The 25,152-nt window shown below is 71.7% G+C and carries 28 protein-coding genes and 1 tRNA gene; 18 read left to right on the top strand and 11 right to left on the bottom strand.

The features are described from left to right. The first annotated feature begins 493 nt into the window (after positions 1-493). The 5 genes from ACZ7GX_RS25195 (at position 494) to ACZ7GX_RS25175 (ending at position 5,540) form a co-directional block, all read left to right on the top strand. Positions 494-2,230: an LCP family protein gene (locus ACZ7GX_RS25195; RefSeq protein WP_498780025.1), complete on the top strand. Its 1,737-nt coding sequence runs from the start codon at positions 494-496 to the stop codon at positions 2,228-2,230. Between the two features lie 24 nt (positions 2,231-2,254). Beyond that, complete coding sequence (locus ACZ7GX_RS25190) at positions 2,255-2,920, top strand: SanA/YdcF family protein (RefSeq protein WP_498780024.1); 666 nt, start codon at positions 2,255-2,257, stop codon at positions 2,918-2,920. 131 nt (positions 2,921-3,051) lie between these two features. Further along, the gene (locus ACZ7GX_RS25185) at positions 3,052-3,534 is read left to right on the top strand and encodes a helix-turn-helix domain-containing protein (RefSeq protein WP_230566023.1); all 483 of its coding nucleotides are present in this window, start codon (positions 3,052-3,054) and stop codon (positions 3,532-3,534) included. Between the two features lie 114 nt (positions 3,535-3,648). After that, positions 3,649-4,827: a Mur ligase family protein gene (locus tag ACZ7GX_RS25180; RefSeq protein WP_498780023.1), complete on the top strand. Its 1,179-nt coding sequence runs from the start codon at positions 3,649-3,651 to the stop codon at positions 4,825-4,827. Continuing rightward, a complete protein-coding gene (locus tag ACZ7GX_RS25175) occupies positions 4,824-5,540 on the top strand; it encodes a type 1 glutamine amidotransferase (protein ID WP_498780022.1) in 717 nt (238 codons plus the stop codon). Before ACZ7GX_RS25180 ends, ACZ7GX_RS25175 begins: the two co-directional genes overlap by 4 nt. 72 nt (positions 5,541-5,612) lie before the next feature. Here ACZ7GX_RS25175 and ACZ7GX_RS25170 read toward each other — a convergent pair whose 3' ends face one another. Then, a complete protein-coding gene (locus tag ACZ7GX_RS25170; protein ID WP_498780020.1) occupies positions 5,613-7,100 on the bottom strand; it encodes a flavin-containing monooxygenase in 1,488 nt (495 codons plus the stop codon). Between the two features lie 77 nt (positions 7,101-7,177). On the opposite strand from ACZ7GX_RS25170, the gene ACZ7GX_RS25165 reads away from it, so the two are divergent. Further along, positions 7,178-7,786, top strand: a complete 609-nt coding sequence (locus ACZ7GX_RS25165) for a TetR/AcrR family transcriptional regulator (RefSeq protein ID WP_498780019.1) — start codon at positions 7,178-7,180, stop codon at positions 7,784-7,786. Positions 7,787-7,795: 9 nt separating this feature from the next. Here ACZ7GX_RS25165 and ACZ7GX_RS25160 read toward each other — a convergent pair whose 3' ends face one another. After that, positions 7,796-8,296, bottom strand: coding sequence for an LPXTG cell wall anchor domain-containing protein (locus ACZ7GX_RS25160; protein WP_498780018.1), 501 nt, complete (start codon positions 8,294-8,296; stop codon positions 7,796-7,798). 223 nt (positions 8,297-8,519) lie between these two features. On the opposite strand from ACZ7GX_RS25160, the gene ACZ7GX_RS25155 reads away from it, so the two are divergent. Next, a complete protein-coding gene (locus ACZ7GX_RS25155) occupies positions 8,520-8,780 on the top strand; it encodes a hypothetical protein (RefSeq protein WP_498780016.1) in 261 nt (86 codons plus the stop codon). Positions 8,781-8,874: 94 nt separating this feature from the next. Continuing rightward, positions 8,875-9,489 (top strand): TetR/AcrR family transcriptional regulator, encoded by a 615-nt coding sequence (locus tag ACZ7GX_RS25150; protein ID WP_498780014.1) that lies wholly within the window; start codon positions 8,875-8,877, stop codon positions 9,487-9,489. Positions 9,490-9,496: 7 nt separating this feature from the next. Here the strand turns inward: ACZ7GX_RS25150 and ACZ7GX_RS25145 are convergent, their stop codons facing one another. Continuing rightward, a complete protein-coding gene (locus ACZ7GX_RS25145; protein ID WP_230566031.1) occupies positions 9,497-9,718 on the bottom strand; it encodes a DUF3618 domain-containing protein in 222 nt (73 codons plus the stop codon). Positions 9,719-9,833: 115 nt separating this feature from the next. On the opposite strand from ACZ7GX_RS25145, the gene ACZ7GX_RS25140 reads away from it, so the two are divergent. Then, positions 9,834-10,277, top strand: a complete 444-nt coding sequence (locus ACZ7GX_RS25140; protein WP_498780012.1) for a hypothetical protein — start codon at positions 9,834-9,836, stop codon at positions 10,275-10,277. After that, positions 10,268-10,341 (top strand) — tRNA-Leu (locus ACZ7GX_RS25135). Before ACZ7GX_RS25140 ends, ACZ7GX_RS25135 begins: the two co-directional genes overlap by 10 nt. Before the next feature lie 53 nt (positions 10,342-10,394). Here the strand turns inward: ACZ7GX_RS25135 and ACZ7GX_RS25130 are convergent. Both ACZ7GX_RS25130 and ACZ7GX_RS25125 read right to left on the bottom strand, forming a co-directional pair. Next, positions 10,395-11,345 carry a CobW family GTP-binding protein gene (locus tag ACZ7GX_RS25130; protein WP_498780011.1) on the bottom strand — a complete coding sequence of 317 codons (951 nt, stop codon included), beginning with the start codon at positions 11,343-11,345 and terminating at the stop codon, positions 10,395-10,397. A gap of 70 nt (positions 11,346-11,415) precedes the next feature. Further along, positions 11,416-11,964: a TetR/AcrR family transcriptional regulator gene (locus ACZ7GX_RS25125; RefSeq protein ID WP_498780010.1), complete on the bottom strand. Its 549-nt coding sequence runs from the start codon at positions 11,962-11,964 to the stop codon at positions 11,416-11,418. Between the two features lie 23 nt (positions 11,965-11,987). On the opposite strand from ACZ7GX_RS25125, the gene ACZ7GX_RS25120 reads away from it, so the two are divergent. After that, positions 11,988-12,422, top strand: a complete 435-nt coding sequence (locus tag ACZ7GX_RS25120) for an SRPBCC family protein (protein WP_498780009.1) — start codon at positions 11,988-11,990, stop codon at positions 12,420-12,422. 68 nt (positions 12,423-12,490) lie between these two features. Beyond that, a complete protein-coding gene (locus ACZ7GX_RS25115; RefSeq protein ID WP_498780008.1) occupies positions 12,491-13,108 on the top strand; it encodes a DedA family protein in 618 nt (205 codons plus the stop codon). On the opposite strand, the gene ACZ7GX_RS25110 is transcribed toward ACZ7GX_RS25115, so the two are convergent. Then, positions 13,093-13,731 carry a response regulator transcription factor gene (locus ACZ7GX_RS25110; protein WP_498780007.1) on the bottom strand — a complete coding sequence of 213 codons (639 nt, stop codon included), beginning with the start codon at positions 13,729-13,731 and terminating at the stop codon, positions 13,093-13,095. The genes ACZ7GX_RS25115 and ACZ7GX_RS25110 overlap by 16 nt on opposite strands. Next, positions 13,722-14,795, bottom strand: coding sequence for a sensor histidine kinase (locus ACZ7GX_RS25105; RefSeq protein WP_498780005.1), 1,074 nt, complete (start codon positions 14,793-14,795; stop codon positions 13,722-13,724). Before ACZ7GX_RS25105 ends, ACZ7GX_RS25110 begins: the two co-directional genes overlap by 10 nt. Before the next feature lie 67 nt (positions 14,796-14,862). Between ACZ7GX_RS25105 and ACZ7GX_RS25100 the strand changes: the two genes are divergently transcribed. After that, complete coding sequence (locus ACZ7GX_RS25100; RefSeq protein ID WP_498780004.1) at positions 14,863-16,194, top strand: styrene monooxygenase/indole monooxygenase family protein; 1,332 nt, start codon at positions 14,863-14,865, stop codon at positions 16,192-16,194. On the opposite strand, the gene ACZ7GX_RS25095 is transcribed toward ACZ7GX_RS25100, so the two are convergent. Then, a complete protein-coding gene (locus ACZ7GX_RS25095) occupies positions 16,160-17,200 on the bottom strand; it encodes an FAD-dependent oxidoreductase (RefSeq protein WP_498780003.1) in 1,041 nt (346 codons plus the stop codon). The genes ACZ7GX_RS25100 and ACZ7GX_RS25095 overlap by 35 nt on opposite strands. 94 nt (positions 17,201-17,294) lie before the next feature. Between ACZ7GX_RS25095 and ACZ7GX_RS25090 the strand changes: the two genes are divergently transcribed. The 4 genes from ACZ7GX_RS25090 to ACZ7GX_RS25075 all read left to right on the top strand — a co-directional run bounded on the left by ACZ7GX_RS25090 (position 17,295) and on the right by ACZ7GX_RS25075 (position 22,758). Beyond that, complete coding sequence (locus ACZ7GX_RS25090; protein ID WP_498780002.1) at positions 17,295-18,338, top strand: LLM class flavin-dependent oxidoreductase; 1,044 nt, start codon at positions 17,295-17,297, stop codon at positions 18,336-18,338. A gap of 288 nt (positions 18,339-18,626) precedes the next feature. Further along, entirely contained in the window at positions 18,627-19,157 is a 531-nt protein-coding gene (locus ACZ7GX_RS25085; protein WP_498780000.1) for a hypothetical protein, read from the top strand. Between the two features lie 19 nt (positions 19,158-19,176). Next, a complete protein-coding gene (gene bcp / locus ACZ7GX_RS25080) occupies positions 19,177-19,650 on the top strand; it encodes a thioredoxin-dependent thiol peroxidase (protein WP_498779999.1) in 474 nt (157 codons plus the stop codon). 15 nt (positions 19,651-19,665) lie between these two features. After that, complete coding sequence (locus tag ACZ7GX_RS25075; protein ID WP_498780040.1) at positions 19,666-22,758, top strand: NACHT domain-containing protein; 3,093 nt, start codon at positions 19,666-19,668, stop codon at positions 22,756-22,758. Here ACZ7GX_RS25075 and rdgB read toward each other — a convergent pair. After that, a complete protein-coding gene (gene rdgB / locus ACZ7GX_RS25070; RefSeq protein ID WP_498779997.1) occupies positions 22,746-23,354 on the bottom strand; it encodes an RdgB/HAM1 family non-canonical purine NTP pyrophosphatase in 609 nt (202 codons plus the stop codon). The genes ACZ7GX_RS25075 and rdgB overlap by 13 nt on opposite strands. After that, the gene (rph, locus tag ACZ7GX_RS25065) at positions 23,351-24,115 is read right to left on the bottom strand and encodes a ribonuclease PH (RefSeq protein WP_233812349.1); all 765 of its coding nucleotides are present in this window, start codon (positions 24,113-24,115) and stop codon (positions 23,351-23,353) included. Before rph ends, rdgB begins: the two co-directional genes overlap by 4 nt. A gap of 54 nt (positions 24,116-24,169) precedes the next feature. On the opposite strand from rph, the gene ACZ7GX_RS25060 reads away from it, so the two are divergent. Then, complete coding sequence (locus tag ACZ7GX_RS25060; RefSeq protein ID WP_498779995.1) at positions 24,170-24,694, top strand: DUF2231 domain-containing protein; 525 nt, start codon at positions 24,170-24,172, stop codon at positions 24,692-24,694. A gap of 55 nt (positions 24,695-24,749) precedes the next feature. On the opposite strand, the gene ACZ7GX_RS25055 is transcribed toward ACZ7GX_RS25060, so the two are convergent. Beyond that, the gene (locus ACZ7GX_RS25055) at positions 24,750-25,148 is read right to left on the bottom strand and encodes an OsmC family protein (protein ID WP_498779994.1); all 399 of its coding nucleotides are present in this window, start codon (positions 25,146-25,148) and stop codon (positions 24,750-24,752) included. Between the last annotated feature and the right edge of the window lie 4 nt (positions 25,149-25,152).

Genomic DNA, 25,152 nt, shown 5'->3' with positions numbered 1-25,152 from the left:
GTCTACGAACGCGGGACCGCGGACCTCACAATCGGGTAACCGACCTGGTCAGCCCGGCCGCGGACCGGTATCACCACGTCCGGCGAACCGGCTGTGCGACGCTGGTGGCAACCTGGGCGGCCCGCCATGCGTCCATTGGGACGAACCCGGGTACATGGGAGGAGTGGGAGTGGACAACCGGCCGCCGAGGCCAGGCGAACCCGACGGGTTCCGCCGGCGACCCGTTCCCCCTCGGAGTCCCCACGCAGGTCAACCGCCGCGCGCCCAGGAGCCGCCACGGCGCTCCGAGCCAGGGGGGCGGTTCGACCCGCCGCGCGGGCCCGAGCGCCCGACCGGCGAGCGACGCGCGCCCGGCCAACCCGACCGACCCGCGGCCGACCGACGCGCTCCCGGCCAACCTGAACGCCCCACCGGCGAACGACGTGCGCCCGGTCAACCCGAGCGTCCCGCCGGCGAACGCCGCCGCGTGCCCGGTGAGCGGCCGAAGCGCCCGGTGACCGACCCCTCGTCGGGCGAGCGGCCCCGGCCCAACGCGCCGAGGGACGAGCGTGCGCGGGCAGGCGGCGAACCCGGCCGACCGAGGCCCGCCGCCGAGCGCCCCCGACCGGCGGCCGGCCGCCGTCCCGCCGAGCGCGACGCCGACGGCAGGCGCCCGGCCGACCCCCAGCGGATCGCACCCGCGCCACGCCCCGCCGGCCAACGCCCGCGCCCGGCCGCCGGCCGCACCGGTCCGCCGCGTCGCCGCCCGCCCGAGCGCGGCACGTCCGGCAGCGCGATCTTCGGCCGGTCGCTGCTCGCGCTGTTCTCCGTCGCCGTGCTGCTGGGCACGGGCTACGCGTGGGCGAACCTGAACACGCTGCTCAGCGAGATCGCCACCACGGACGTCATCAGCGAGGAAGGCGGTGGGGAGAAGCCCGCCGACGGCTCGGTCGACATCCTCATGGTCGGCATGGACAGCCGGACCGACTCCAAGGGCAACCCCCTGCCCCAGGAGATCCTCAACGAGCTGCACGCGGGCAACGAGAACGACGGCGGCCTGAACACCGACACGCTGATTCTCATGCACGTGCCGAACGACGGCGGCAAGGCGGTCGCGGTGTCGTTCCCGCGCGACTCCTACGTGCAGATCGACGGCGGCTACGGCCGACACAAGATCAACTCCGCGTACGGCTACGGCAAGAACGACGCGATCGCGCAGCTGGAGCGCGAGGGCGTCACCGACCCGGCGCAGCTGGAGGTCCGGTCGCGGCAGGCGGGCGCGAAGAACCTCATCGGGACCATCGAGAACCTCACCGGCGTGACCATCGACCGCTACGCCGAGATCAACCTGGTCGGGTTCTACGAGATCACCAAGGCCGTCGGCGGCGTGGACGTGTGCCTGAACCAGGCCACCCGCGACAACATGTCCGGCGCGAACTTCGCCGCCGGGCCGCAGAAGATCCAGGGCCGCGAGGCGCTGGCGTTCGTCCGGCAGCGGTACGGGCTGCTGCGCGGCGACCTCGACCGGATCGTGCGCCAGCAGGTGTTCATGGCGGGCCTGGCCAAGCAGATCCTGTCCGCCGGCACGCTGTCCGACCCCGGCAAGCTCAGCTCCCTGATCGACGCGCTGACCAAGTCCATCGTGCTGGACAAGGACTGGAACGTGCTGAAGTTCGCCACCCAGATGAAGGACCTGACGGGCGGCAACCTCAAGTTCGAGACGATCCCGACCGGCAACCCGGAGCTGCAGACGCCCGAGGACGGCCTGGCGGTCGAGGTCAACGAGCGCGAGGTGAAGAAGTTCTTCAAGAACCTCAGCGCCGACCCGAACGCCACCGGCACCACCGCGCCCGCCGTCGACAAGGCGTCGGTGACCGTCGAGGTCCGCAACGCCTCCGGGTCGCCGGGGCTGGCCGGCCGGGTGCTCCAGGCGCTGGTGGCCGAGCGGTACACCGACGGCGGCGCCGACAACGCCTCGCCCATGGCCACGTCCGTGGTGCGCTACGGCGTGGGCGGCGAGGCGGGCGCGGAGGCCGTCGCCGAGTCCCTCGGTGGGCTCGAGATCGAGCAGGACGACGACATCCCGGCCGGTCACGTGCGCGTGTTCGTCGGCGCGGACTACTCCGGTCCGGGCACGCAGACGCTCGCCGGCGACCGGCTGGTCGGCCTGGACGGCGCGCGGCAGCAGCCGGACACGAGCACGACCACCGAACCGCCCATCACGGCGGACGGGGTGCGCTGCGTGAACTGATCGTCGACTCGGGGGGTGGCAGTCGTGGGGAGCTTCATCAGACGGGTGCGCTGGAAGCGGGTGCTGATCGCGCTCGGCCTGCTGACCGTGATCGCGGCCACGCCGTGGGTGTGGGTGCGGACCAGCAGCGCCGCCTACCGGCACGACGCCGCCGACGTGCCGGACGCGCCGGTGGCGCTGGTCCTGGGCGCGGGCCTGACCAGGTCGGGCACGCCGACGCCGTTCCTGGCGGGCCGGTTGGACGTGGCCGCCGACCTGTACCGGCGCGGCAAGGTCCAGGTGCTGCTGGTCAGCGGCGACAACAGCCGGACCTCCTACGACGAGCCGACCGCGATGCGCACCTACCTGATCGGGCACGGCGTGCCGGCGGACGTCGTGGTGGCCGACTACGCGGGCCTGGACACGTGGGACTCGTGCACGCGGGCGAAGCGGATCTTCGGCGTCGAGCGGCTGACCGTGGTGACCCAGGAGTTCCACCTGCCCCGCGCGGTGGCGCTGTGCCGCTCGGCGGGCCTCGAGGCGTTCGGCGTGGGCCACGACACGTCCGACCGGGTGTCGACCACCGCCTACGGGCACTTCCGGGAGGTGTTCGCGGCGGGCAAGGCGATGTGGGACGGCGTCGTGGCGAAGCCCGACCCGCGGTTCCTCGGACCGCGCGAAACGGCCGTCACCAGCGCGTTGAAGCGTTGAAACGCTACTTTCAGTACCACTTGGTTAGCCTGATCGGGCGATAAATCGGACAACCCGCGTAAGCAACCGTCCAGTCGCGCTTTCCATCTGCGTGGGGTCTGCCGGGGCCCCAGCGGACTGGAGGATCGACGGTGCAGATCGACACAGCGGCGTACCAGCGCGTGCTCGGTGATGAGCTCCGCAGCCTTCGCAAGCAGCGCGGATGGACTCGCAAGGAGCTCAACCGCCGGCTGCAGAGCGACATCTCGCTGCAAACGCTGGCCACGTACGAACTGGGCACCCGCCAGTGCTCGGTGACCCGGTTGGTGGAGATCTGCGTCGCGCTGGGCGTGCCCGCGCACCAGGTGCTCGCCCGCGTGCACGAACGCGTGTTCGGTGACGCGCCCGCCGGGCACCTCTCGGTCGACCTGGCCACGGTCGTCGCCGATCCGCGGCCGCAGCTGATGCCGCTGCGGCGCTGGGCGCAGGGCAGGCTCGCGCACCTGGTGCCCGGCCAGCCGCCCGAGGTCCACCTCGACCTGCCCGCGCTGGAGTACATGGCCCAGTTGTGCCAGCTCAGCACGGTGGACCTGATCCGGACCCTGCGGGAGCTGGACCACCAGCGGCACCGGTAGCATCGGGGGATCTCCCTCCCCTGACAGATCCGGGAAGTCGGTTTGCCGAACACTCCAGGTGCAGACCCAGCCCGCCTGCCGCTGCGCACCGCGGCGGCCGTGCGACTGGGCAACATGAGTTCCAAGCTGTCGCAGAAGATGGGCCTGGGCGCGGGCGGCATGATCGGCGGCCGGGTCGCGCTGAAGCTCGACCCGCAGGCGCTGGCGCACTTGACGTCCGGTCGCTCGGTCGCGCTGGTGACCGGCACCAACGGCAAGACGACCAGCACGATGATGCTCAGCCGGGCCGTGTCGTTCCTGGGCGAGGTCGCCACCAACCACGGTGGCGCGAACATGCCCGACGGGCACGTGACCGCGCTGTCCAAGCAGCCCGACGCGCCGTTCGCGGTGCTGGAGGTCGACGAGGGGTACTTCCCCGAGGTCGTGCGCGCCGCGTCGCCCGCGGTGGCCGTGCTGCTCAACCTCAGCCGCGACCAGCTCGACCGGGTCGGCGAGGTGCGGACCATCGAGAAGTCGCTGCGCACGGCGCTGACGTCGGTGACCGGGGTCGTGGTGGCCAACTGCGACGACATCATGGTGACGTCGGCGGCCCGCGACTCGGCGAACGTGGTCTGGGTCGCCACCGGGACGGGCTGGCACAACGACGCCGCCTCGTGCCCGCGCTGCGGCGACCCGATCCGCTGGGAGGGCGAGCACTGGCACTGCACCGGGTGCGACCTGTCCCGGCCGCGGCCGCAGTGGGTGACCGGCGACGGGTACCTGGTGACGCCGAACGGCGTGAAGGTGGAGCTGGCGCTGCGGCTGCCCGGCAAGTTCAACCAGGCCAACGCCGTGATGGCCACGGCCGCCGCGGCCGCGCTCGGCGTGCCGGTGGAGGAGGCCGTGCAGCGGTTGCGCGCGGTGTCCAACGTGGCCGGTCGGTACCGGACGATCCAGCGGTCCGGGCACCGGGCGCGGCTGCTGCTGTCGAAGAACCCGGCCGGGTGGAGCGAGACGCTGACCGTGGTGCGGGAGGCCGACCACCCCGCCGTGCTCGTGATCAACGCGCACGAGGCCGACGGCCGCGACCTGTCGTGGCTGTGGGACGTGCCGTTCGAGCGGTTGCGCGGTCGGCAGGTGATCGCGTCCGGCGAGCGGGCGACGGACCTGGCCGTGCGGCTGACGTACGCCGAGGTCGAGCACACGATCGTGCCGGACCCGCTGCTGGCGATCGACGCCATGCCGCCGGGGCCGGTCGAGGTGATCGCCAACTACACCGCATTCCGCGACCTGAACGCGAGGGCCGCCCAGTGAGCACCAGCAAGGTCCAGATCGCACTCGTGCTGCCCGACCTGCTCGGCACGTACGGCGACTTCGGCAACGCGGTCGTGCTGGAGAAGCGGATGACGTGGCGGGGCATCTCCGCCGAGATCGTGAACATCCGGTTCGGCGAGCCCGTGCCGGAGTCGTGCGACATCTACGTGGTCGGCGGCGGTGAGGACACGGCGCAGACGTTGGCCGTGCGGCACCTGCGCGAGCACCCGGGGATGCAGCGCGCGGCGGCGCGCGGCGCGGTGATCCTCGGCGTGTGCGCGGGGATCCAGATCTTCGGCGAGTCGTTCACCCGGGCCGACCAGGTGACGCACGCCGGTCTCGGGTTGATCGACTCGACGTCGCACGCGGGCGGCAGCCGCGCAATCGGCGAGGTGATCGCGACCCCGGCCGACGGCCTGTTCGAGGGCCTGCTGACCGGGTTCGAGAACCACCAGGGGCGCACCGTCCTGGGTCCGTCCGCCCGCCCGTTGGCGCACGTCAAGGTGGGCACGGGCAACGACGGCTCGGTGGAGGGCGCGGTGCAGGGCCGGATCCTGTGCACCTACCTGCACGGTCCCGTGCTGCCGCGCAACCCGCAGATCGCCGACCTGCTGATCGAGTGGGCCACGGGCGCCAAGCTGGGCCCGCTCGACCTGCCCGACGTGACCCGCCTGCGCGCCGAACGCGCCAAGGCCGCCGGCGTCACCGCCTGAGCGTTCACCTCACGCGTTCCGAACGTAGGACAGGCGTGTCCTACGTTCGGAACCCCGTGGTGGACGTTCGGGTCAGGCCGGGACGCGGGTGCGGCGGGCGCGGGTCAGGGTGTAGTCCTCGGCGCGGACGGTCTTGGTGCGCATCCAGTAGCGCCAGGTGAAGCCCGGCCAGACGGTGCGGTTGATGCCCTGCGCGTCGAGGTACCAGCTCTTGCAGCCGCCCTCGGTCCACACGCCCTTGGACAGCTTGCGCTGCAGCTGCCGGTTGAACCGCGCCTGGACCTCCGGCCGCACGTCCAGCTCGTCGGCCTGGTGGCGGTCCAGCAGTTCCAGGCACTGCCGGACGTACCGGATCTGCGACTCGATCATGAACACCACCGAGTTGTGCCCGAGACCGGTGTTCGGGCCGAGCAGGAAGAAGAAGTTCGGGAAGCCCGAGACCGTGATGCCGTAGTAGGTCTCGATGCCCTTCTCGCGCCACTGCTTGGCCAGGTCGACACCGCCCTTGCCGGTGACGTCCAGGTAGTCGAACGAGTCGACCACGTGGAACCCCGTGCCGTAGATGATCACGTCGACCTCGTGCTCGACGCCGGCCCGGTCCACTACGCTGTTCGCCCGCACCTCGGCGATGCCGTCGGTCACCAGGTCCACGTTCGGCTTGCCCAGCGCCGGGTAGTAGTCGTTGCTGATCAGCACCCGCTTGCAGCCCATGGTGTAGTCGGGCGTCAGCTTCGCCCGCAACGCCTCGTCCGGCACCTGGCGGCGCATGTGCCCCTTGGCGATGTTCTGCGCGAACTCCATGATCTTCGGGTTCACGGCGAAGCCGAGCGCGCTCGACTCCCGCGTCCAGTACACGAAGTCGCGGTACAGGCGCTGGGTGAACGGCAGCGCGCGGAACAGCTTCTGCTCCCACGTCCTGATGTCCCGGTCGATCTTGGGCATGATCCACGGCGGCGTGCGCTGGAACAGCGTCAGCCGGCCGACCTCGTCGGCGATCCGCGGCACGAACTGGATCGCGCTCGCGCCCGTGCCGACCACGGCGACCTTCTTGCCGCGCAGGTCGTAGTCGTGGTCCCACTCGGCCGAGTGAAAGGTCTTGCCCTGGAACGCCTCGATGCCCGGCAGGGTCGGGATGTTCGGGATGTGCAACGCGCCGACGCCCGCCACCACCGACCTCGCGGTGTAGGTGTCGCCGTTCTCGACGCTGACGTGCCAGACCTTCGCGTCCTCGTCCCACCGCGCGCCGCCGACCTTGCTGTTGAACCGGATGTGCTCGCGCAGCCGGTACTTCTCGGCCACCCGCTTGAGGTAGTCCCAGATCTCCGGCTGCCGGGCGAACATCCGCGACCAGCGCGGGTTGAGCTCGAACGAGAACGAGTACATGTGGGACGGGACGTCGCACGCGCAGCCGGGGTAGGAGTTGTCCCGCCAAGTGCCGCCGAGGTCGCCCGCCTTCTCCAGCACGACGAAGTCGCGCTTCCCCGCCCGCTTCAGCTCGATCGCCATGCCCAGGCCGGAGAAGCCCGTGCCGATGATCAGGACTTCGACCTCTCGGTGCATGCCCGTCTCCTCCAAGTCAGCCTACATACTCTCCAGTAGGTTACTCGAAGTAAGTTACCTCCGGTAGTCTCGTCTTCGTGACCACCACCGAGCCGCGCCGCCGGCGGATGCCCAAGGCCGAGCGCAAGGCGCAGATGCTCGACATCGCCGAGGGCGTCTTCGCCGAGCGCGGGTACCTGGCCGCGTCGATGGACGAGATCGCCGAACGGGTGGGTGTGTCCAAGCCGATGCTCTACGAGTACTTCGGCTCCAAGGAAGGCCTGCTCATCGGTTGCATCCACCGGGCGCGCACGGAACTGCTCGAACGCACGCAGCAGGCGATCACCGGCGCGGACGGCCCCGAGGAGATCCTGCGGCGCGGCCTGATGGCGTTCTTCGAGTTCATCGCCGAGCACAAGCAGTCCTGGGCACTGCTGCGGCAGGAGGCGGCGATCACCGTGCCGTCGGCCGTCGAGGAGGTCGAAGGCATCCGGCGGCAGCAGACCGACCTCATCGCGGCCGTGATCGGCAGCTTCAACTCCGACGTGGACGCGGTGGAGGCCGAGGCGTTCGCCGAGATCGTGGTCGGCTCGACCGAACGGCTCGCGCTGTGGTGCGAGCGCAGGCCCGAGGTGGGGCCCGCGCTCGCGACGGCCTACGTCATGGACGTCGTGTGGCGGGGCGTGGCGAGCCGGCTCACGACGTGACCGGCGCGGTCAGGCGCGACGACGGCGGCTGAACAGCAGCAGCACCGCGCCGCCGAGCAGCACGACCAGGCCGCCGACGGCCGTCCACAGCGGCGAGGCGCCCGTGTCCGCCAGCGCGTGGTTCGTGGACGCCTTCACCACGCGGGGAGCCGGCGACGCGGTGCCGCGCACGCCGGCGCCGACCGCGCTGGTCGTGGCTCCCGCCTGTGACGTCGTGGTGACCACCGCGCTCGTGGTGCCGGCGACGTCCGTGGTGGTGACGGAGGTCGCGGAAGTGCCCGCCACGTCGGTCGTCGTGGTCACCCCGGTGGACGTCCCGCCGGTGGACGGCGTCGTGGGCGCGGTGGTCGTCGTGTGGCACGGGGGATCGCCGCGGTGCTTGCAGACGTCACCCCACACCTTGTCGCCCCACCCGTCCGGCACCTCCCACGACGGGTCGGCCGAGGCCACACCCGGCGCGAACGCCAACCCCAGCAACAGGCACACCAAGACGACCACTCGACGGCTCATCAGGACCTCTCAAACGTGGGACATTGCTCCAAATGGCCTATCGGTGGCCGGTAGCCGCGCGTTACCGCTCATGCACGGTGTGTGCACCGTATTCGACTCCACGAACGGGTGAGGACACAGGGTTCCCGGGCCTTCCGGGGTGCCCTCACACGATCGAAGGAATGGCGCCGCATCAACGCCCGAACGCCGGTCAGATATGCGCAACAACCACGGAAGGCAAGGCATGACCACACTCCCCATCACCGCGAACTACCGACGCGACGGCGACGACTGGGCGGTCACCGTCCGCGCCGCCGGCAAGGAGCTCGGGGCCACCGCACCAGGCCTGATCGCGGCCAGACTGGCCGCCGACCAACTGGTGGAGGAGATCGCGATCGGGCGCTCCGCCCGTGCCGTCGTGCACTTGCTGGAGGGCGACGCGCTCGCCTTCTCGGTGGCCTACTTGCACACCCGCGCGGGTCTCGTGCCCCCACCGACGGGGTGAACCCGAAGCGGCGCGGCGGCCGGGCAGATGATCCGAGGCCGATTCCGGTCTCACCCGGCCTAGGATGTCCCGCCAAAGGCGACAGGAGCGCGAAATGGCCACACCGGTGTACAGCGGGGCGACTCGGACCCCGCAGCGAGGCAGACCGAGGGACGCCAGCCGGGACGACGCGTTGCGACAGGCCGCGCTGGAGGTGATGGCCGAAGTCGGGTACCGCGCGCTGACGATGGACGCCGTCGCGGCGCGCGCCCGTGCGGGCAAGGCGACCATCTACCGGCGGTGGGAGTCCAAGCTCGACCTGGTGATCGACACGTGCACGCAGTTGGCGCAGCGGAACCTGGCCGAGCCGGACACCGGCTCGCTCGCCGGCGACCTGCGCGAGTTCCTCAGCGCGTTCGCCGCGTTCCTGTCCGGCCCGATCGGCAAGGCGGCGCAGGCCCTCGTCGGCGAGCTGCCCCACGAGCCCGAACTGGCGTCGGCGTTCCGCGAGACGTTCCTGACCGCGCAGCGGGACGTGCTGCGGCGCATCCTGGACCGCGCCGAAGAGCGCGGTGAGCTGCGCCAGGACGCGCCGCGCGGCATGGCGGTCGAGATCGCGGGCGCGGCCCTGATCTACCGGTTGATGCTCACCGGAGACCCGCTGGACCGACCCTTCGTCGACCGCGTGGTGGAACAGGTGCTGGTGCCCCTCGTCGCCAAGGGGCAGTAGCGCACCTTCAGCGGAACAGCTTGCGCAGCAAGGCGAACCCGATGAGCACGGCCACCGCGATCAGCGAGTACCGGATCTTGGGTTCGTCGAGCTTCGCGCGCACGCTCTCCTTGCCGGACTCGACGAAGCGCTGGGGATTCGCCCTCGTCCCCAGCTCGTCGAGGGTCACGGCCAGCGCGTCGCGAGCCTGCTCGATCTCGCGCTGGATGGTGTCGGGATCGCGGGCCACATCTCCTCCTACCTGCTCCTTGGTCACAACCGTAGTTGAGACGCCGCCACCACGTTGACCTGACTGCCGGACAGGTGCTTCTATAACGCTGTTTCCATTCGAGTGGAGGAGCGTCATGGCCGCCATCCGGTTGTCACTCGCGTCCCGTCGGTTGGCGGGCGTGCTGTTGCTGAGCGTCGTCGGCGTCGAGTTCGGCGGTCGGTTCCTGACCACCGTGGCGCAGGGCGAGGTGCCGCTGACCGAGTTCCAGCAGTCGTTCTTCCGCGCCGGTCACGCGCACGCCGGCGTGCTGGTGATCCTCAGCCTGGTGTGCCTGCTGTTCGCCGACGCGGCGGACGTGCGCGGGCCGTGGGGCTGGGTGGCCAGGCTCGGCGTGCCGATCGCGGCGATCCTGATGCCCGCGGGCTTCTTCTTCTCCGCGATGGGCGAGGACGTGACGCGGGCGAACGGCCTGATCGCGCTGCTCTACGTCGGCGGGCTGAGCCTGGCGGCGGGCGTCGTGTCCCTCGGCATCGGGCTGCTCAAGCCTGCCGATAAGCTTGCGGCGACGGGCTCGTAGCCCAATTGGCAGAGGCACACGGTTTAGGTCCGTGCCAGTGAGAGTTCGAGTCTCTCCGAGCCCACGTCGCCGACCGGCGGCCCCCGGCGTTCCGCGTCGGGGGCCCCGCGGGGTCGCTCACGCCGTGTAGCGCAGGACTTCGAGCATCGACTGCGGGTCCACGGCGCCCGGGTCCGGTTCCTCGCAGGCGGCCAGGTCGGCGCGGATCGCGGCCAGGTCCAGGCCCGTGCCGATCAGCACGAGCTCGGTGCGCCGCGGTCCCGGCCACGCCGAGCGCTCGAACCGCAGGAACGCGCCGACGGTGTGCAGGCCGAACCGCTGCCGGTGGCCGGGCACGTCGAACCGCACGAAGCCCTTGACCCGGTACAGGCCCTTGGGGCGCGCGTCGAGGAAAGCCATGAGCCGCACGGGGTTCATCGCGCCGCCGGTGAACTCGACGCTGTCGTAGTGCACGTGGTCGTGCTCTTCTTCCAGCAGGTCCTCGAACGACAGCTGGCCGTGCTGCTCGCGTGGACGCGGGTCGAACAGCAGGGCGGGGTCGACGCGGCCGAACGTCGACTGGACCACGGGCACACCCGGCTTGAGCCGGTCGATCTCGGCCGCGAGCGCCGAGGGGTCCGTGACGCGGTCGACCTTGTTGAGCACCACCAGGTCCGCCACGCGCACGTGCCTGGCCAGGTCGTCGGGGAACTCCGCCGCGTCGACCAGCAGCACCAGGCCGCCGTAGGTCAGGCGCGGGTTCTCGCTCGCGAGCACCATCCGCGCCATGGCCTGCGGTTCGGCCAGGCCGCTCGCCTCGATGACGATGACGTCCACCAGGGAGTCGAGCTTGGCGAGCATCCCGTCGAGCTCGCTGACGTCCACCGCGCAGCACAGGCACCCGTTGCTCAGCGAGACGGTGGAGTCGACCTGACCGGCCACGCTCATCGCGTCGACGCCGATGGCACCGAAGTCGTTGACCACCACCCCGACCCGCGTGCCGCGACTGCCGCCGAGCAGGTGGTTGAGCAACGTCGTCTTGCCGGAGCCGAGGAACCCCGCCACCACTACCACCGGGATCCGCTTCACGCCGACCGATCCTAGACGTCGGTCGGTGCGCCCGAGCGTCCAACTCGTTCCGAACGTCGGACGCTCCCGGTCAGGTGGTGAGGGAGATGAAGTGGTCCATGGCGGCGTCGACGGCGGCGAGGTCGTCGGTGGCGACCAGGTCCAGGAGCAGGCCGCGGGCGACGGCGAGGCCCAGGCGGGCGCGGGCGGCGGCGACGTCGGGCGGGTGGCCGAGGGAGCGCTGGATGGCCGCAACGGGTTCCAGCCAGTCGGTGACGATGCCGTCCAGCAGCGCGGTGGTGCCGGGACGGCCCTGGACGGCCTGGGCGTACAGCTCGAAGAACAGGCGCTCGTGCGCGCGCAGGGACGGGTCGGTGAGCGCGCGCCAGAAGGCGCGGGCGGCTTCGGCCGGGTCGTCGGTCGGCAGGGCGGCCAGGACGGCGCGCTGCCTGGCCTCGACCGCGCGCACGACCTCGACCAGCAGGCCCTCCATCGAGCCGAAGTGGTACAGGAGCATCCGGTGGCTCGTGCCGACCGCCTCGGCCAGCCGGCGCAGGCTCACCTCGCCCAGGCCGTGCTCGGCCAGGTGGTCGACCACGGCGGTGAGCAGGCGTTCGCGGGGCGCCCCTTGTTCCGGCATGTACCAGATGGTACATGTACCGCATGGTACAGAGAGTGGACGTCCACGTGCGCAGCGAAGCCCCGCCGGAACGGGTTTACCGCCTGGCCGCGGACAGCGCGACGTGGCCCGAGTGGTCGCCCGTGGTGCGGTACGAGCGGGAACGCGCGGGTGACGCGAATGGCGTCGGCGAAGTGCGGGTATTCCACAACAAAGGCCGCAAGGCGCTCACGAGGGAGGAGGTCGTCGAACTGACGCCGAACCGGCGGGTGGGCTACGTCCTGCTGTCGGGTCTCGCCATTCGCGACTACCAGGCGTTCATCGACCTCGTGCCGGACGGCGACGGGACGGCGATCCGCTGGCACTCGTCGTTCGAGCCGAAGACGCCGGGGACGGGGTGGCTCTACCGCTTGGTGCTCCAGGCCGTGATCGCGCGGTACGCCCGAGGGCTCGCCGCGCACGCCGCCGCCGGGAACTGAGGTTTTCCACACCCCGGTGTGCGGTCCGCTTCATGGTGACGGCGTCGGCGCGTTCGTAACTTGGGATCATGGATGTCGTCACGTGGGTCACCGACCTGATGGAATCGCTCGGCGCGCCCGGCGCCGGGATCGCGATCGCGCTGGAGAACCTCTTCCCACCGCTGCCGAGCGAGCTGTTCCTGCCGCTGGCGGGCTTCACCGCGAGCCAGGGCAAGATGAACCTGTTCGCCGCGATCCTGTGGACCACCACCGGGTCGGTGGCCGGCGCGCTCGCGCTGTACTACCTCGGCGCGCTGCTGGGCCGTGACCGGATCAGGGCCGTCGCGCAACGGCTGCCGCTGGTCAAGGTGTCCGATGTGGACCGGACCGAGGAGTGGTTCGCCCGGCACGGCAAGGCGACGGTGTTCTTCGGCCGCATGGTGCCGATCTTCCGCAGCCTCATCTCCATCCCGGCGGGCGTGGAGCGCATGCCGCTGCCCGGCTTCCTGCTGCTGACCGCGGCGGGCAGCCTGATCTGGAACACCGCGCTCATCCTCGCCGGGTACGTGCTGGGCGCGAACTACCACCTCGTCGACCAGTACCTGGGCGTCGTGACGAAGGTCGTGGTCGGGCTGGTCGTGCTGGCCGTCGCCTGGTTCGTCGTGTCCCGCCTGACCCAGAAGAAGAAGGCTCAGGCCCGCAAGTAGCGCAGGATCGCGAGCACCCGGCGGCTGTAGCCGTCCACATCGGACAGACCGAGCTTGTCGAAGATCGAGTTGATGTGCTTCTCCACCGCGCTGCGCGACACGTGCAGCCGGGACGCGATCGCGTTGTTCGTGTGCCCCTCGGCCATGTGCGCCAGCACCTGGCGCTCCCGCTCGGTCAGCGCGTCCAGCGGGTGGGTCGTGCGGGCCAGCAGCCGGCGCACCACCTCCGGGTCGAACGCCACGTCACCCGCGCCGACCCGGCGCAGCGCGTCCAGGAACTCCTCCACCTGGACCACCCGGTCCTTGAGCAGGTAACCGACGCCGTCGGCGTGCTCGGTGAGCAGGTCGACGGCGTAGCGCTGCTCGACGTACTGCGACAGCACCAGCACGCCGACGCCCGGGAACCGCCGGCGGATCTCCAACGCGGCCTTCAGGCCCTCGTCGGAGTTCGTCGGCGGCATCCGCACGTCGGTCACCACCACGTCCGGCAGGTGCGCCGCCACCGCGCTGATCAGCGCTTCCGCGTCACCGACGGCCGCGAGCACGTCGTGGCCCTCCTCGACCAGCAGTCGCACCAGGCCCTCGCGCAGCAGCGTCGAGTCCTCCGCCAGGATCACCCGCACGGCACGTCCGCGGTGATCACCGTGGGACCGCCGACCGGGCTGGTCACGTCGAACGCGCCGTCCAGCGCGAGCACCCGCCGGGACAGGCCGGCCAGCCCGCCGCCGGCCGGGTCCGCTCCCCCGACGCCGTCGTCCACGACCCGCACCCGCACCGCGCCCGCCTCCTCGGTGATGTCCACGCCGATCATGGTCGCACCCGAGTGCTTGGCCGCGTTCGTCACCGCCTCGCAGACCACGAAGTACACCGCGGTCTCCACCGACGGCGCCGCGACCAGGGGCGCGCACCGGATCCGCACCGGGATCGCGGACCGGTCCGCCACCGCCTCCAGCGCCTCGGCCAGGCCCAACGAGTCCAGCGCCGCCGGGTACACCCGCCAGGCCACCTCGCGCAGGTCCTCCAGGACGTGCCGGGACTCCTCGTGCGCCTGCGCGAGCAGGTCGTCGGCGTGGTCGGGGTTGCGGCGGGCGCGGCCGAGCAGCATGCCCAGCGCGACCAACCGCTGCTGCACGCCGTCGTGCAGGTCGCGCTCGATGCGCCTGCGCTCGGCGTCGACGGCCGCCACGATGCCCGCCCGGCTCGCGGCCAGCTCGTCGATGCGCAGGCGCAGCAGCTCGGCCTCGCTCGGGCCGAGCCAGCGCCGGGCGACCTTCCCCTCCAGCGCGACCACGCCGATGATGCCCTGCACCTCGATGTAGAGCAGGACCAGGCCGATCAGCCCCGTCCACAGGAAGGCCGTCCAGTCGTCGGAGCGGTCCAGGCCGCTCTCCGGACCGCCCGCGAACAGCCGGTACAGCACGATGACGCCCATCGCCAGGCCGTAGAACAGCCAGGCCAGCACGAACCCGCCGAACAGGCCGATGGGCGCGCGCACGGCCAGGTAGCGCACCGCCTGCTCCCGCGTCGGCTCCGCGCTGTCGATGCCGAGGAACGACCGCAGCCGCCGTCGTTCGAGCCCGGCGACCGAGACGGCCGCGTTCCGGGCGAACGCCACGACGACCAGGTCCACCAGCGCCGTGCCGAAGCCGAGCAACAGTCCGGCAACGGCGCGCAACCCCCTGTGCACCTGATCGAGGCTAGTCGACCCGATTGTGCTATTGGCGATCGCACATCCTCTGCAGAGGATCTGTAGCGTGGGCACAATCGCGGTCATCGGCGCAGGTCAAGCGGGTTTGGTGTTATCGGCGGCGCTCCTGCGCGCCGGATGGCGGGTCACCCTCTACTCCGACCGGACGGCCGAGGAGCACCTCGACGACCGCGGCCGGCCGACCGCCTGCCTGTTCGGCGACCAGGTCGAGTACGAGGCTGAGCTGGGCCTCGACTTCTGGCCCGAGGCCTCCCGGATGCGCCGCATCCACCTGGACCTGTTCACGGAGGACCGCTCGCTCGCGTTCTCGGTCGACGCGCCGCTGCGCAAGCCCGCGCTGGCCGTCGACCAGCGGTTGAAGTTCTCCGCCGGCCTGGCGGAGCTCGAGTCGCGCGGCGCGTCCGTGGTGATCGACACGGTCGACGTGGACGACCTGGACCGGCTGGCCGCGTCACACGACCTGGTGGTCGTCACGGCCGGGCACAAGTCGCTGACCGGCCTGTTCGAGCGCGACCCGGTCCGGTCGGTGCACTCGGAGCCGCAGCGCAGCCTGTTCATGGTCAACATCCACGGCTACGAGCTGGAGGCGCGGCCCGAGCACCGGGAGGGCGTGTTCTCGTTCCTGCCGGGCACGCTGGAGGTGTTCTGGATCCCGTTCCACGACAAGGACGTCGGCGAGTCGCGGAGCATCGTGGTGGAGGCGGCGCCGGGCGGCCGCGCGGACCGCTTCGGCCGCGTGACCTCGGCCGACGAGGGCCTGTCCGTGCTCAAGGACGTGGTGGACGACCTGTTCCCGCACGAGTCGGCGTTCCTGCGGCCCGCCCGCCCGACCAGCCCGGTGACCTGGATCAAGGGCCAGATCGTGCCGGTGGTGCGCAAGCCGGTCGCCGTGCTGCCGTCCGGGCGGCACGTGCTCGGCCTCGGCGACGCCGTCGTGCTCAACGACCCGCTGGCCGGGCAGGGCGCGAACAACGCCACCCGGATGGCCCGGTTCTTCGCCGAGGAGCTGACCGCGCACGGCGGGCCGTTCACCCCGTCGTGGCTGACCGAGAGGTTCGACGAGTGGTGGGAGCGCGGCTGCTACACCAGCGACTTCTCCAATGGGCTGCTCGCGCCGCTCAACGACGAGCAGAAGACCGTGATGCTCGCCGCCTCACGCCGGGAGGACATCGGCGAGCAGCTGTGGGAGGGGTTCAACGACCCGTCGTCGCTGTTCCCGTGGTTCTTCGACGCGGCGGCCACCCGGGAGTTCCTGGCCCGGCGCAACGTGCGCCGGCTGGACGTGCTGCGGTACAAGCTGGGCGTCGGGGTGAACCTGCTGGGGCAGAAGGCGTCGAGGCTGCTCAAGCGGCCTGTCGGCGGGACAGCGACGCCTTGATCTCCTTCGCCGCCGCACGGCCCGCCCGGGTGGCGCCGACCGTGCTGGCCGACGGGCCGTAGCCGACGAGGTGCACGCGCGGGTCGGCGACGACCCTCGTGCCGTCGAGGCGGATGCCGCCGCCGGGTCCGCGCAGGCGCAGCGGGGCGAGGTGGTCGAGGGCGGCGCGGAACCCGGTCGCCCACAGGATGGCGTCCACCCGCTCGTGCGTGCCGTCGGGCCAGACCACGCCGTCCTCGGTGATCCGGTCGAACACCGGCCGCCGGGCCAGCACTCCGGTCTCCAGGGCCTCGCGGACGGCCGGGGTGAGGTTGAGGCCGGTCACGCCGACCACGCTGCGGGGCGGCAGGCCGCGGCGGACGCGGTCCTCCACCTTGGCGACCACGGCCCGGCCCAGCTCCGGCGTGAACGGCTCGTCGAAGAACTCCGGCTCGCGGCGCGTGGCCCAGGTCGTGCGGGCGGCGTGCCGGTCGATCTCCAGCAACTGCTGCACCGCCGACGTGCCGCCGCCGACCACGACCACGTGCTGCCCGGCGAACTCCTCCGGCCCCCGGTACTGCGAGGAGTGCAGCTGACGGCCCCGGAACAGCTCCTGGCCGGGGTAGCGGGGCCAGAACGGGCGAGTCCACGTGCCGGTGGCGTTGACCAGCGCCTCGGCCTCCCAGACACCGCTGTCGGTCTCGACGCGCAGCAGGCCGTCGTGGTCGCGGACGGCGTGCACGCGCACCGGCCGCCGCACCTCGATGCCGTTGCGGCGCTCGAAGTCGGCGAAGTAGGCGGGCAGCACCTCGTTGGCGGGCGCGGTCGGGTCCGGCTCGGCGAACGGCATGCCCGGCAGGTCGTGGATGCCGTGCACGGTCGCCATCCGCAACGTGGGCCAGCGGTGCCGCCACGCGCCACCAGGGCCCGCGTCCGCGTCCAGCACGACGTGGTCGAGGTTCGCGCGCTTGAGGAAGTAGGCCGCCGACAACCCGGCCTGACCTGCACCGATGACCACCACGTCCATACCGGGGTCAACGCCGGCGCCGGGTCCGGCGCTTCCCGGTGTCGCGACCGTCACACCAGGAAGGCATTCGAGGTCTTCGGCGTTGGTCGAAGGCATGACCCGACTCCGCGACGTGCCCCTGTCCGCCCTCGACCTCGCCGCGGTCACCACGGCGACGGACGCGCGCACGGCGCTCAGGCACACGCGTGAGCTGGCCCAGCACGTCGAACGCCTCGGCTTCACCCGGTTCTGGCTCGCCGAGCACCACAACATGCCCGGCATCGCCAGCTCCTCGCCCGCGATCCTCATCGGCCACGTGGCCGACGCCACCACCACCCTGCGGGTCGGCTCCGGCGGCGTGATGCTGCCCAACCACCCGCCGCTGGTCGTGGCCGAGCAGTTCGGCACGCTGTCGGCCCTGCACCCCGGCCGCATCGACCTCGGCATCGGCCGCGCGCCCGGCACCGACCAGCGCACGGCGCAGGCGTTGCGCCGCACCACCGGCCCGCTGTCGGTGGACGACTTCCCGCAGCAGCTCAGCGAGCTGACCGGCTACTTCAACGGCACCGAAGAGCTCAACGCGATGCCCGCCGAGGGCAACAAGCCGGACGTGTTCCTGCTCGGGTCGAGCGGGTACAGCGCGCAGGTCGCGGGCCTGCTCGGGCTGCCGTTCGCGTTCGCGCACCACTTCAGCGCGGAGAACACGCTGCCCGCGCTGGCCCTGTACCGCGAGCGGTTCCGGCCCTCCGAGCGGCTGTCGGAGCCCTACGCGCTGGTCTGCGCCTCGGTGATCGTGGCCGACACCGACGAGCACGCGCAGCGGATCGCGGGCCCCGGCGCGCTCGCGTTCGTCAAGCTGCGCAGCGGGCGGCCCGGTCCCCTGGCCACCGACCAGGAGGCCGCCGACTACCCGTACACCGACGTCGAGCGGCTGATCTTCGAGGACCGGATCGCGTCCCAGGTCATCGGTTCGCCGCGGACGGTCGAGGCGGGGCTCGAACGGCTGTTGGAGGACACCCGGGCGGATGAGCTGATGGTGACGACGATGGTCGCCGAGCAGTCGGACCGGCTGAGGTCTTACGGACTACTGGCGGAGCTGGCGGGACGTTCGACCGTCCAGGGTTCGTCCGAACGGGTGAAGACCGACGTAGAGGTGTAGCGGTACGGCCACGGGGGGCGATGATCGTAGTGGAGCGCGCACGCCCCCCGACGCGCTCCCCAACTTCCGGGCGCTCCCCGCGCCCGATCGCTCGGCCGCCGCCGACCCGCGTGGTCGCCGCCAGGTGTGGCGCCGCCCACGCGGGCAGCCGTGCGTCATCACGGCTTGGCCACAGGCCGGCACCAGGTGCGAATCAAGGCCCCGGTTCGGTCACCGGGCAACCCCCGACACCGTCATGGTGGTGGCAGTCGCAGTCAAGCCCACCGCCGGGGCGGGAAGGGGAGGTTCGTGAAGTTCGCCAGACTGGCCGTCGGCGTGTGCCTAGGCCTGGCAATGGCGGGATGTGCGGACCCCTCCGACATTTCCACGCCCCCCGGTCCGTCCGCGGTGGCCGAGCAGCGCGGTGACGAGCCGTCGTCGGCCTCGTTCACGGCGTTCGGCGCGCAGCGGGTCTGGGGCAACGGCATGGCGGTCACCGTGTCGCCGCCCAGGTCGCTGAGACCGAGCGAGACGTCGTTCCCGCAGTCCCCGCGCACCGCGGTGTTCACGCTGACCGTGGTCAACGGCACCAAGACCGCCTACCGCACCAGCCAGCTGTCCGTGCGCGCGTTGGTCGACGGTCACCCGGTCGCCGAGGTGCGCGACTCCGTGCAGGGGCTCAACGGCGTCGGCGCCGGGGTCAACGAGGTGGCGCCCGGTGCGGAGACCGTGCTGACGATGGCGTTCGCCGTGCCCGCCGACCCGGTGCGGTTGCAGCTCGTGGTCGAGCCGAACGGCGCCAACCAGGACCCGAGCGCGACGTTCGAGGGCGTCGCCTGACCTTGTAGCGTCTGGGGCCATGACCGAGCAGAAGCGCCTGTCACCGGGCGACCAGGCCCCGGCGTTCACGCTGCCCGACAGCGAGGGCAAGCCCGTCTCGCTTTCCGACTACGCCGGCCGCTCCGTGGTCGTCTACTTCTACCCGGCCGCGGGCACGCCGGGCTGCACCAAGCAGGCGTGCGACTTCCGCGACAGCATCGGCGACCTCGCGTCGTCGGGCTACGAGGTCGTCGGCATCTCGCCGGACAAGCCGGAGAAGCTGGCCAAGTTCGCCGCCGCGGAGGGCCTGAACTTCCCGCTGCTGTCCGACGTCGACCGCAAGGTGCTGGCCGAGTGGGGCGCGTTCGGGGAGAAGCAGAACTACGGCCGGACAGTCATGGGCGTGATCCGCTCGACGTTCCTGGTCGGCCCCGAGGGGAAGATCGAGAAGGCCATGTACAACGTGCGCGCGACCGGGCACGTGGCCAAGCTGCTGCGCGAACTGCCCGCCTGATCACCCGTACGACCGATTGCCGGGTGCCCTCCCCTGCTCGAACCTGTCGGTTCGGAGCACGGGGAGGGCACCATCGCCATTCTGGAGGCGGCGGCCGGCAAGATCGGTGAGGCCGTCGCGCAGCACGCGGCGAAGGCCTGGCTGTCACGTCGACGGGCGTCGCGCGACCGCACGGCGTCGTTGGCCTCGCTGGCCGCCGAGGAGCTCTCGTCGATCCGCGGGCGTGACCGCTTGGATCACCTGATCGCGGGAATCGGCCACCAGGTGGGTGACCAGCTCGAACCGCTGCTGGCGGCGAAGTTCGCGTCGTTGCCGCCCGGTGAGGTGACGGCGGCGTTGGACGCCGTGGTCGACGCGTTGGGCGAGCTGGACCTGTCCGACGAGGCGCTGCTGGCCGCCGACGCCGACCCCGAGCTGCTGGCCCGGCGGGTGCGGGCGACGCTCGTGCGCGACGCCGGGCTGTCCGAGCAGGCGACCCGGTTGTACGAGGTCGCGCTGGACCAGGCGTGCCGCTACCTGGTGCAGGTGATCCGGCACCTGCCGGCGTTCCAGCCGCGGGCGCTGGCCGAGGTGCTGGCCCGTGCCTCGCAGCAGGCCGCGTTGCTGGAGGACGTGCTGTCCCGGCTGCCGCGCACCAGCCTGCACGCGCCGACCGGCGTGGACACCGACGAGGAGTTCCGCGACGAGTACCTGCGCTACGTCGGCAACGCCCTGGACCGGCTGGAGCTGCTCGGTCTGACCATGCGCCACCGGCCGAAGCTCGCGTTGAGCGTCGCCTACCTGAGCCTGAGCGTCACCGACCAGGACCAGCGCGGCTCGCGCTTCGAGTTCGACCGCTGGTTCGGCGCCGACGTCGACCGCGGGCACGGCTCGCTGCGGGTCGAGGCGGCCATCGGCAACGCCGACCGCACGTTGGTGCGCGGCGAGGCCGGGTCGGGCAAGACGACCCTGCTGGACTGGCTGGCCGTGACGGCGGCGCGGGAGGCGTTCACCGACCGGTTGGCGTCGTGGAACGGCCTGGTGCCGCTGGTGGTGCGGCTGCGCCGGTACGCGGACTCGCCGCTGCCGCGGCCCGAGCAGTTCCTGGACCACGCGGCGGGGTGGCTGGCCGGGCTCATGCCCACCGGGTGGGTGCACCGCGTGCTGCGGTCCGGGCACGGGTTGGTGCTGGTCGACGGGGTGGACGAGGTGCCGGCGGGTCGGCGTCGGCTGGTGCGGGAGTGGTTGCGGGAGCTGGTGACGGCGTTCCCCTCGGCACGGGTGGTGGTGACGTCCCGGCCGGCGGCGGCGGATCAGCGGTGGCTGCACGACGAGGGTTTCGGCTCGGTGTTGCTGGAGCAGCTGAGCCCGGCCGACGTGCGGGTGTTCCTCCAGCGCTGGCACGGGGCCGCGCGGGACGCCGAGTCGTTGCCCTGTGCGCCGGAGGACCTGCCGGTGGCGGAGCGGCGGTTGTTGCGGCAGTTGGACAACCGGCCGCACCTGCGCGCGCTGGCCGCGTCGCCGTTGTTGTGCGCGATGTTGTGCGCGTTGAACCTGGGGCGGACCTCGGAGCTGCCGCAGAGCCGGATGGAGCTGTACCAGGCGGCGTTGACCATGCTGCTGGACTTGAGGGACGCGGAACGTCAGATCGCCGGGATGTTGAGCGGGACCGAGAAGACCGTGCTGCTGCGGGACTTGGCGTGGCGGCTGATCCAGGCGGGCAGGTCCGAGCTGCCGCTGGATCGGGCGGTCTCCTTCGTGTCCATGAAGCTGCCTTCGATGCCCACGGTGGATTCCTCGGCGGACGTCGTGCTGGCGCACCTGCTGGAGCGGAGCGGGGTGCTGCGCGAGCCGGTGCCGGGCCGGGTCGACTTCGTGCACCGGACGTTCCAGGAGTACCTGGCGGCGAGCGAGGCCACCGAGCAGGAGCACATCGAGACGCTGGCCGGTAACGCCCACTTGGACACCTGGCGCGAGACCGTGGTGATGGCGTGCGGTCACGGGAAGCGCTCGCAGACCCGGGCCCTGCTGACCGCCATCCTGGACCGTGCGGATGCGGAACCCCGCCACGCCCGGCGGTTGCGGCTCTTGGCGGCGGCGTGCCTGGAGACGGTCACCGACGTGGACGCCGAGGTGCACCAGCGGATCGACCGGGTCATCCGCGACTACTTGGTGCCGCCCCGGAGCGTCCGGGAGACCCGTTCCCTGGCGTCCATCGGCCACCGGGTGCTGCGCTACCTGCCAGACACCCTGGACGGCCTCTCCGAAGCCGCTGCCGCCGCCACCACTCGCGCCGTGGCCCTGACGGGCAGCGCGGACGCCATCCCCCGACTCTCCCGCTACGCCCAGGACGGCAGGCGGGCCGTGCAGCTGGAGGTGGCCAAGGCGTGGGCGTACTTCGACCCGGAGCGGTACGCCCGGGAGGTGTTGGCCGACGCGCCGCTGCGGTCCGGCACCATCCACGTGACCGAGGCCCGGTTGGTGAAGCACCTGGCCCTGCTCCGGCACCTGTCCTGGACGACTTTGCGGCTGGCCGGACCGCACGCCGATTTCCGACTGGTCCGAGGCGTTCCGCACCTGAAGTACCTGTACCAGGACGTGGAAGGCGACATCGACCTCGCCCCGCTGACGGAGCACACCGAACTCCAGCAGCTGATCATCCTGGGCGGGCAGGACTACCGCAATCTCGGTGCGCTCGAAGCCCTCCCGGACCTGGAGGAGCTGGTTCTGGGCAGATTGGCCGAGCTCAATGGGGTGGCACGACTGCGGAAGCTCAACTACCTCGCCGTCAACTTTCTCCCCGAGGCGGGCACGAGCCTCGCGCCCCTGCGCCACCTGCCTCTGCGCAACCTCGGCCTGTACTGGGGCGCGACGCCGGAGATGCTCGACGACATCGCCGACCACCTACCGGGCCTCGAAAGGCTCCAACTGGGAGGCAAGATCGCGCAGCGCCTCGATCCCGTGACCGGTCTCAAGAAGCTGCGAGAGCTGAGGCTGATCGCCGGGTCCGAGCCGCTCGACCTGGGGCCCATTCGGGGCATGACCCTGGAACTCAGCCTCTCGAGCCGGGACGAGCACATCGGTTTGGACGTGCTCGGCCCCGGCGTGAGGGTTAGCTACTTCAACTGAGCCAGCTGCCGCAGGTGGGGCAGGAGGAGGCGCAGGGCGCGGCCCCGGTGGGAGATTTCGTCCTTCTGGTCCGGGGTCAGCTCGGCCGACGTCACCTCGTGGCCCTCCGGGCGGAAGATCGGGTCGTAGCCGAAGCCGTTCTCGCCGGCCGGTTCGCGGGTGATCGTGCCCCGCCACTCGCCGCGCACGACGGTCTCGACGCCGTCGCCCGCCACGAACGCCGCCGTGCACACGAAGGCCGCTCCCCTGCGCTCGTCCGGGACGTCGCGCAGTTGGCCGAGCACCAGGTCCAGGTTGGCCTGGTCGTCGCCGTGCCGGCCGGACCAGCGGGCGGACAGGACGCCCGGCATGCCGTTCAACGCGTCGATCGCGATGCCGGAGTCGTCCGCGACCGAGGGGAGGCCGGTGGCGTCGAACGCGTCACGGGCCTTGGCCAGGGCGTTGCCCTCGAAGGTCGGATCGGTCTCCGGCGCCTCCGGGAACTCCGGCACGTCGTCCAGACCGACGACCTCGATCCCCGCCAGCCCTTCGGCCAACAGGATGCGGCGCAGTTCGCCGAGCTTCTTCTTGTTCCGCGAGGCCAGGAGCAGCTTCACTTCTTCTTCGCCTTCGGCTCGGGCAGGACGCCGGGGTAGGGCAGGGCCAGCGCCTCGGCCTGGATGCGGTTCAGCTCGGCGCAGCCGGCCAGGGCCAGGTCGAGCATCTTGTCCAACGTCGACCGCGCGAAGGTCGCGCCCTCGCCGGTGCCCTGCACCTCGATCAACGTGCCGGCGTCCGTCGCGACGACGTTCATGTCGACCTCGGCGCGCGAGTCCTCTTCGTACGGCAGGTCCAGGCGCACGCGGCCGTCCACGACGCCGACCGACACCGCCGACACCGCGCACGAGAGCGGCTGGGGGTCGGCCAGGCGGCCGGCGGCGCCCAGCCAGGTGACGGCGTCGGCCAGGGCCACGTACGCGCCGGTGATGGCGGCGGTGCGGGTGCCGCCGTCGGCCTGGATCACGTCGCAGTCGATCACGATGGTGTTCTCGCCGAGCGCGGCCAGGTCGATGCACGCCCGCAGAGATCGCCCGATCAGGCGGCTGATCTCGTGCGTGCGTCCCCCGATCCGCCCCTTCACCGACTCACGGTCGCTGCGCGTGTGCGTGGCGGAGGGCAGCATCGCGTATTCGGCGGTCACCCAGCCGAGACCCGAGCCGGACCGCCACCGCGGCACGCCCTCGGTCACGCTGGCCGCGCACAACACCCGCGTGTTGCCGAACTCGATCAGCACCGACCCGGCGGGCCACTGCTGGAAGCCGCGGGTGATCCGGATGTCGCGCAGTACGTCGTCGTTCCTGCCATCGGTCCTCAGCACGGCACTACCCTATGTCGCTGAACCCGGGAGCAACCCACCGGCGTAGGGAGAGACATGGCACTCGCAGACGACCTGGTGACGATCTTCGGTCTCCCCGCGCACCCGCTGCTGGTCCACGCGGTGGTGGTGCTGCTCCCGTCGGCCGCGCTGGGCGCCGCCGCGCTGGCCGTGGTGCCCCGGTGGCGGCAGCGGTTCGCGTGGCCCCTGCTGGGCGTGACGCTGGTGGCGGTCGGCTCGGTGCCGCTGGCGCAGTGGGCGGGCGAGCAGCTGATCGCGAAGATGCAGGCGGCGGGTTTCCAGGACCCGGCGGCCCAGCGGCACGCCGACCTCGGCAACGACCTGCTGCCGTTCGCGCTGGGCTTCGGCGTGGTCGTGGTGGCCCTGCTCGTCGCCGGCCGCCTGGCCGACCGCGAACGCGCGGCCGCGGTCGAGGACTCGGCCGTGCCGAAGACCTGGCGCCGGATCTCGACGGTCGTCGCCGTCCTGGTCATCGCCGCCGGCGCCGCCACGATCGTCCAGACCGTCCGCATCGGCCACAGCGGCACCAACGCCGTCTACGACTACGTGAGCACCATCTGACCCCGCGAGCGTCCTACGCCCGGCTCACAGGTCCGGAACGCAGGACGCTCGCGGGTCAGGCGGGCAGCGTCAGCGGGGTCGGCGGGGCGGCCTTCAACGTGCGGGTGACGGTGCACAGCTGGTCGATCGCGCGGAGGACGGCGGTCTCCAGGGCGGCGCGCTGGTCGGCGTCCAGCTGGGAGATGTCGTAGTCGAGCGCGACCGGCACGCTGGTCAGCGAGTGCCCGTCCGCCGAGCGCACGTCGTCCGCGCGCGCCACCAGGTCGCCGTCCACGCGGCGGGTCACGAGCGTCTCCGCCGTCACCACCGCGCAGCCCGCCGCCGCCGCGAGCAGCAGCTCCACCGGCGTGAACGCGCCCTCGGCGCCCTTGCGGCCGACGCGCACCGACGCGCCCCGGTCGTTCGTGGCCACGAAGTCGTGCTGACCGACCCGACGCACCTCGACGTTCGACACCCCA

This window comes from Actinosynnema sp. NPDC037264 (genome assembly GCF_055603705.1).
This window is presented reverse-complemented; position numbering and strand designations above follow the sequence as displayed.

Coding starts and splice junctions, on each gene's coding strand:
- ACZ7GX_RS25125 (WP_498780010.1), bottom strand. CDS start 11,964: ATGCCGGAACAAGGGGCGCCCCGCGAACGCCTGCTCACCGCCGTGGTC.
- ACZ7GX_RS25120 (WP_498780009.1), top strand. CDS start 11,988: ATGGTACAGAGAGTGGACGTCCACGTGCGCAGCGAAGCCCCGCCGGAA.
- bcp (WP_498779999.1), top strand. CDS start 19,177: ATGACCGAGCAGAAGCGCCTGTCACCGGGCGACCAGGCCCCGGCGTTC.
- ACZ7GX_RS25160 (WP_498780018.1), bottom strand. CDS start 8,296: ATGAGCCGTCGAGTGGTCGTCTTGGTGTGCCTGTTGCTGGGGTTGGCG.
- ACZ7GX_RS25060 (WP_498779995.1), top strand. CDS start 24,170: ATGGCACTCGCAGACGACCTGGTGACGATCTTCGGTCTCCCCGCGCAC.
- ACZ7GX_RS25180 (WP_498780023.1), top strand. CDS start 3,649: ATGAGTTCCAAGCTGTCGCAGAAGATGGGCCTGGGCGCGGGCGGCATG.
- ACZ7GX_RS25170 (WP_498780020.1), bottom strand. CDS start 7,100: ATGCACCGAGAGGTCGAAGTCCTGATCATCGGCACGGGCTTCTCCGGC.
- ACZ7GX_RS25115 (WP_498780008.1), top strand. CDS start 12,491: ATGGATGTCGTCACGTGGGTCACCGACCTGATGGAATCGCTCGGCGCG.
- ACZ7GX_RS25095 (WP_498780003.1), bottom strand. CDS start 17,200: ATGGACGTGGTGGTCATCGGTGCAGGTCAGGCCGGGTTGTCGGCGGCC.
- ACZ7GX_RS25090 (WP_498780002.1), top strand. CDS start 17,295: ATGACCCGACTCCGCGACGTGCCCCTGTCCGCCCTCGACCTCGCCGCG.
- ACZ7GX_RS25155 (WP_498780016.1), top strand. CDS start 8,520: ATGACCACACTCCCCATCACCGCGAACTACCGACGCGACGGCGACGAC.
- ACZ7GX_RS25140 (WP_498780012.1), top strand. CDS start 9,834: ATGGCCGCCATCCGGTTGTCACTCGCGTCCCGTCGGTTGGCGGGCGTG.
- ACZ7GX_RS25150 (WP_498780014.1), top strand. CDS start 8,875: ATGGCCACACCGGTGTACAGCGGGGCGACTCGGACCCCGCAGCGAGGC.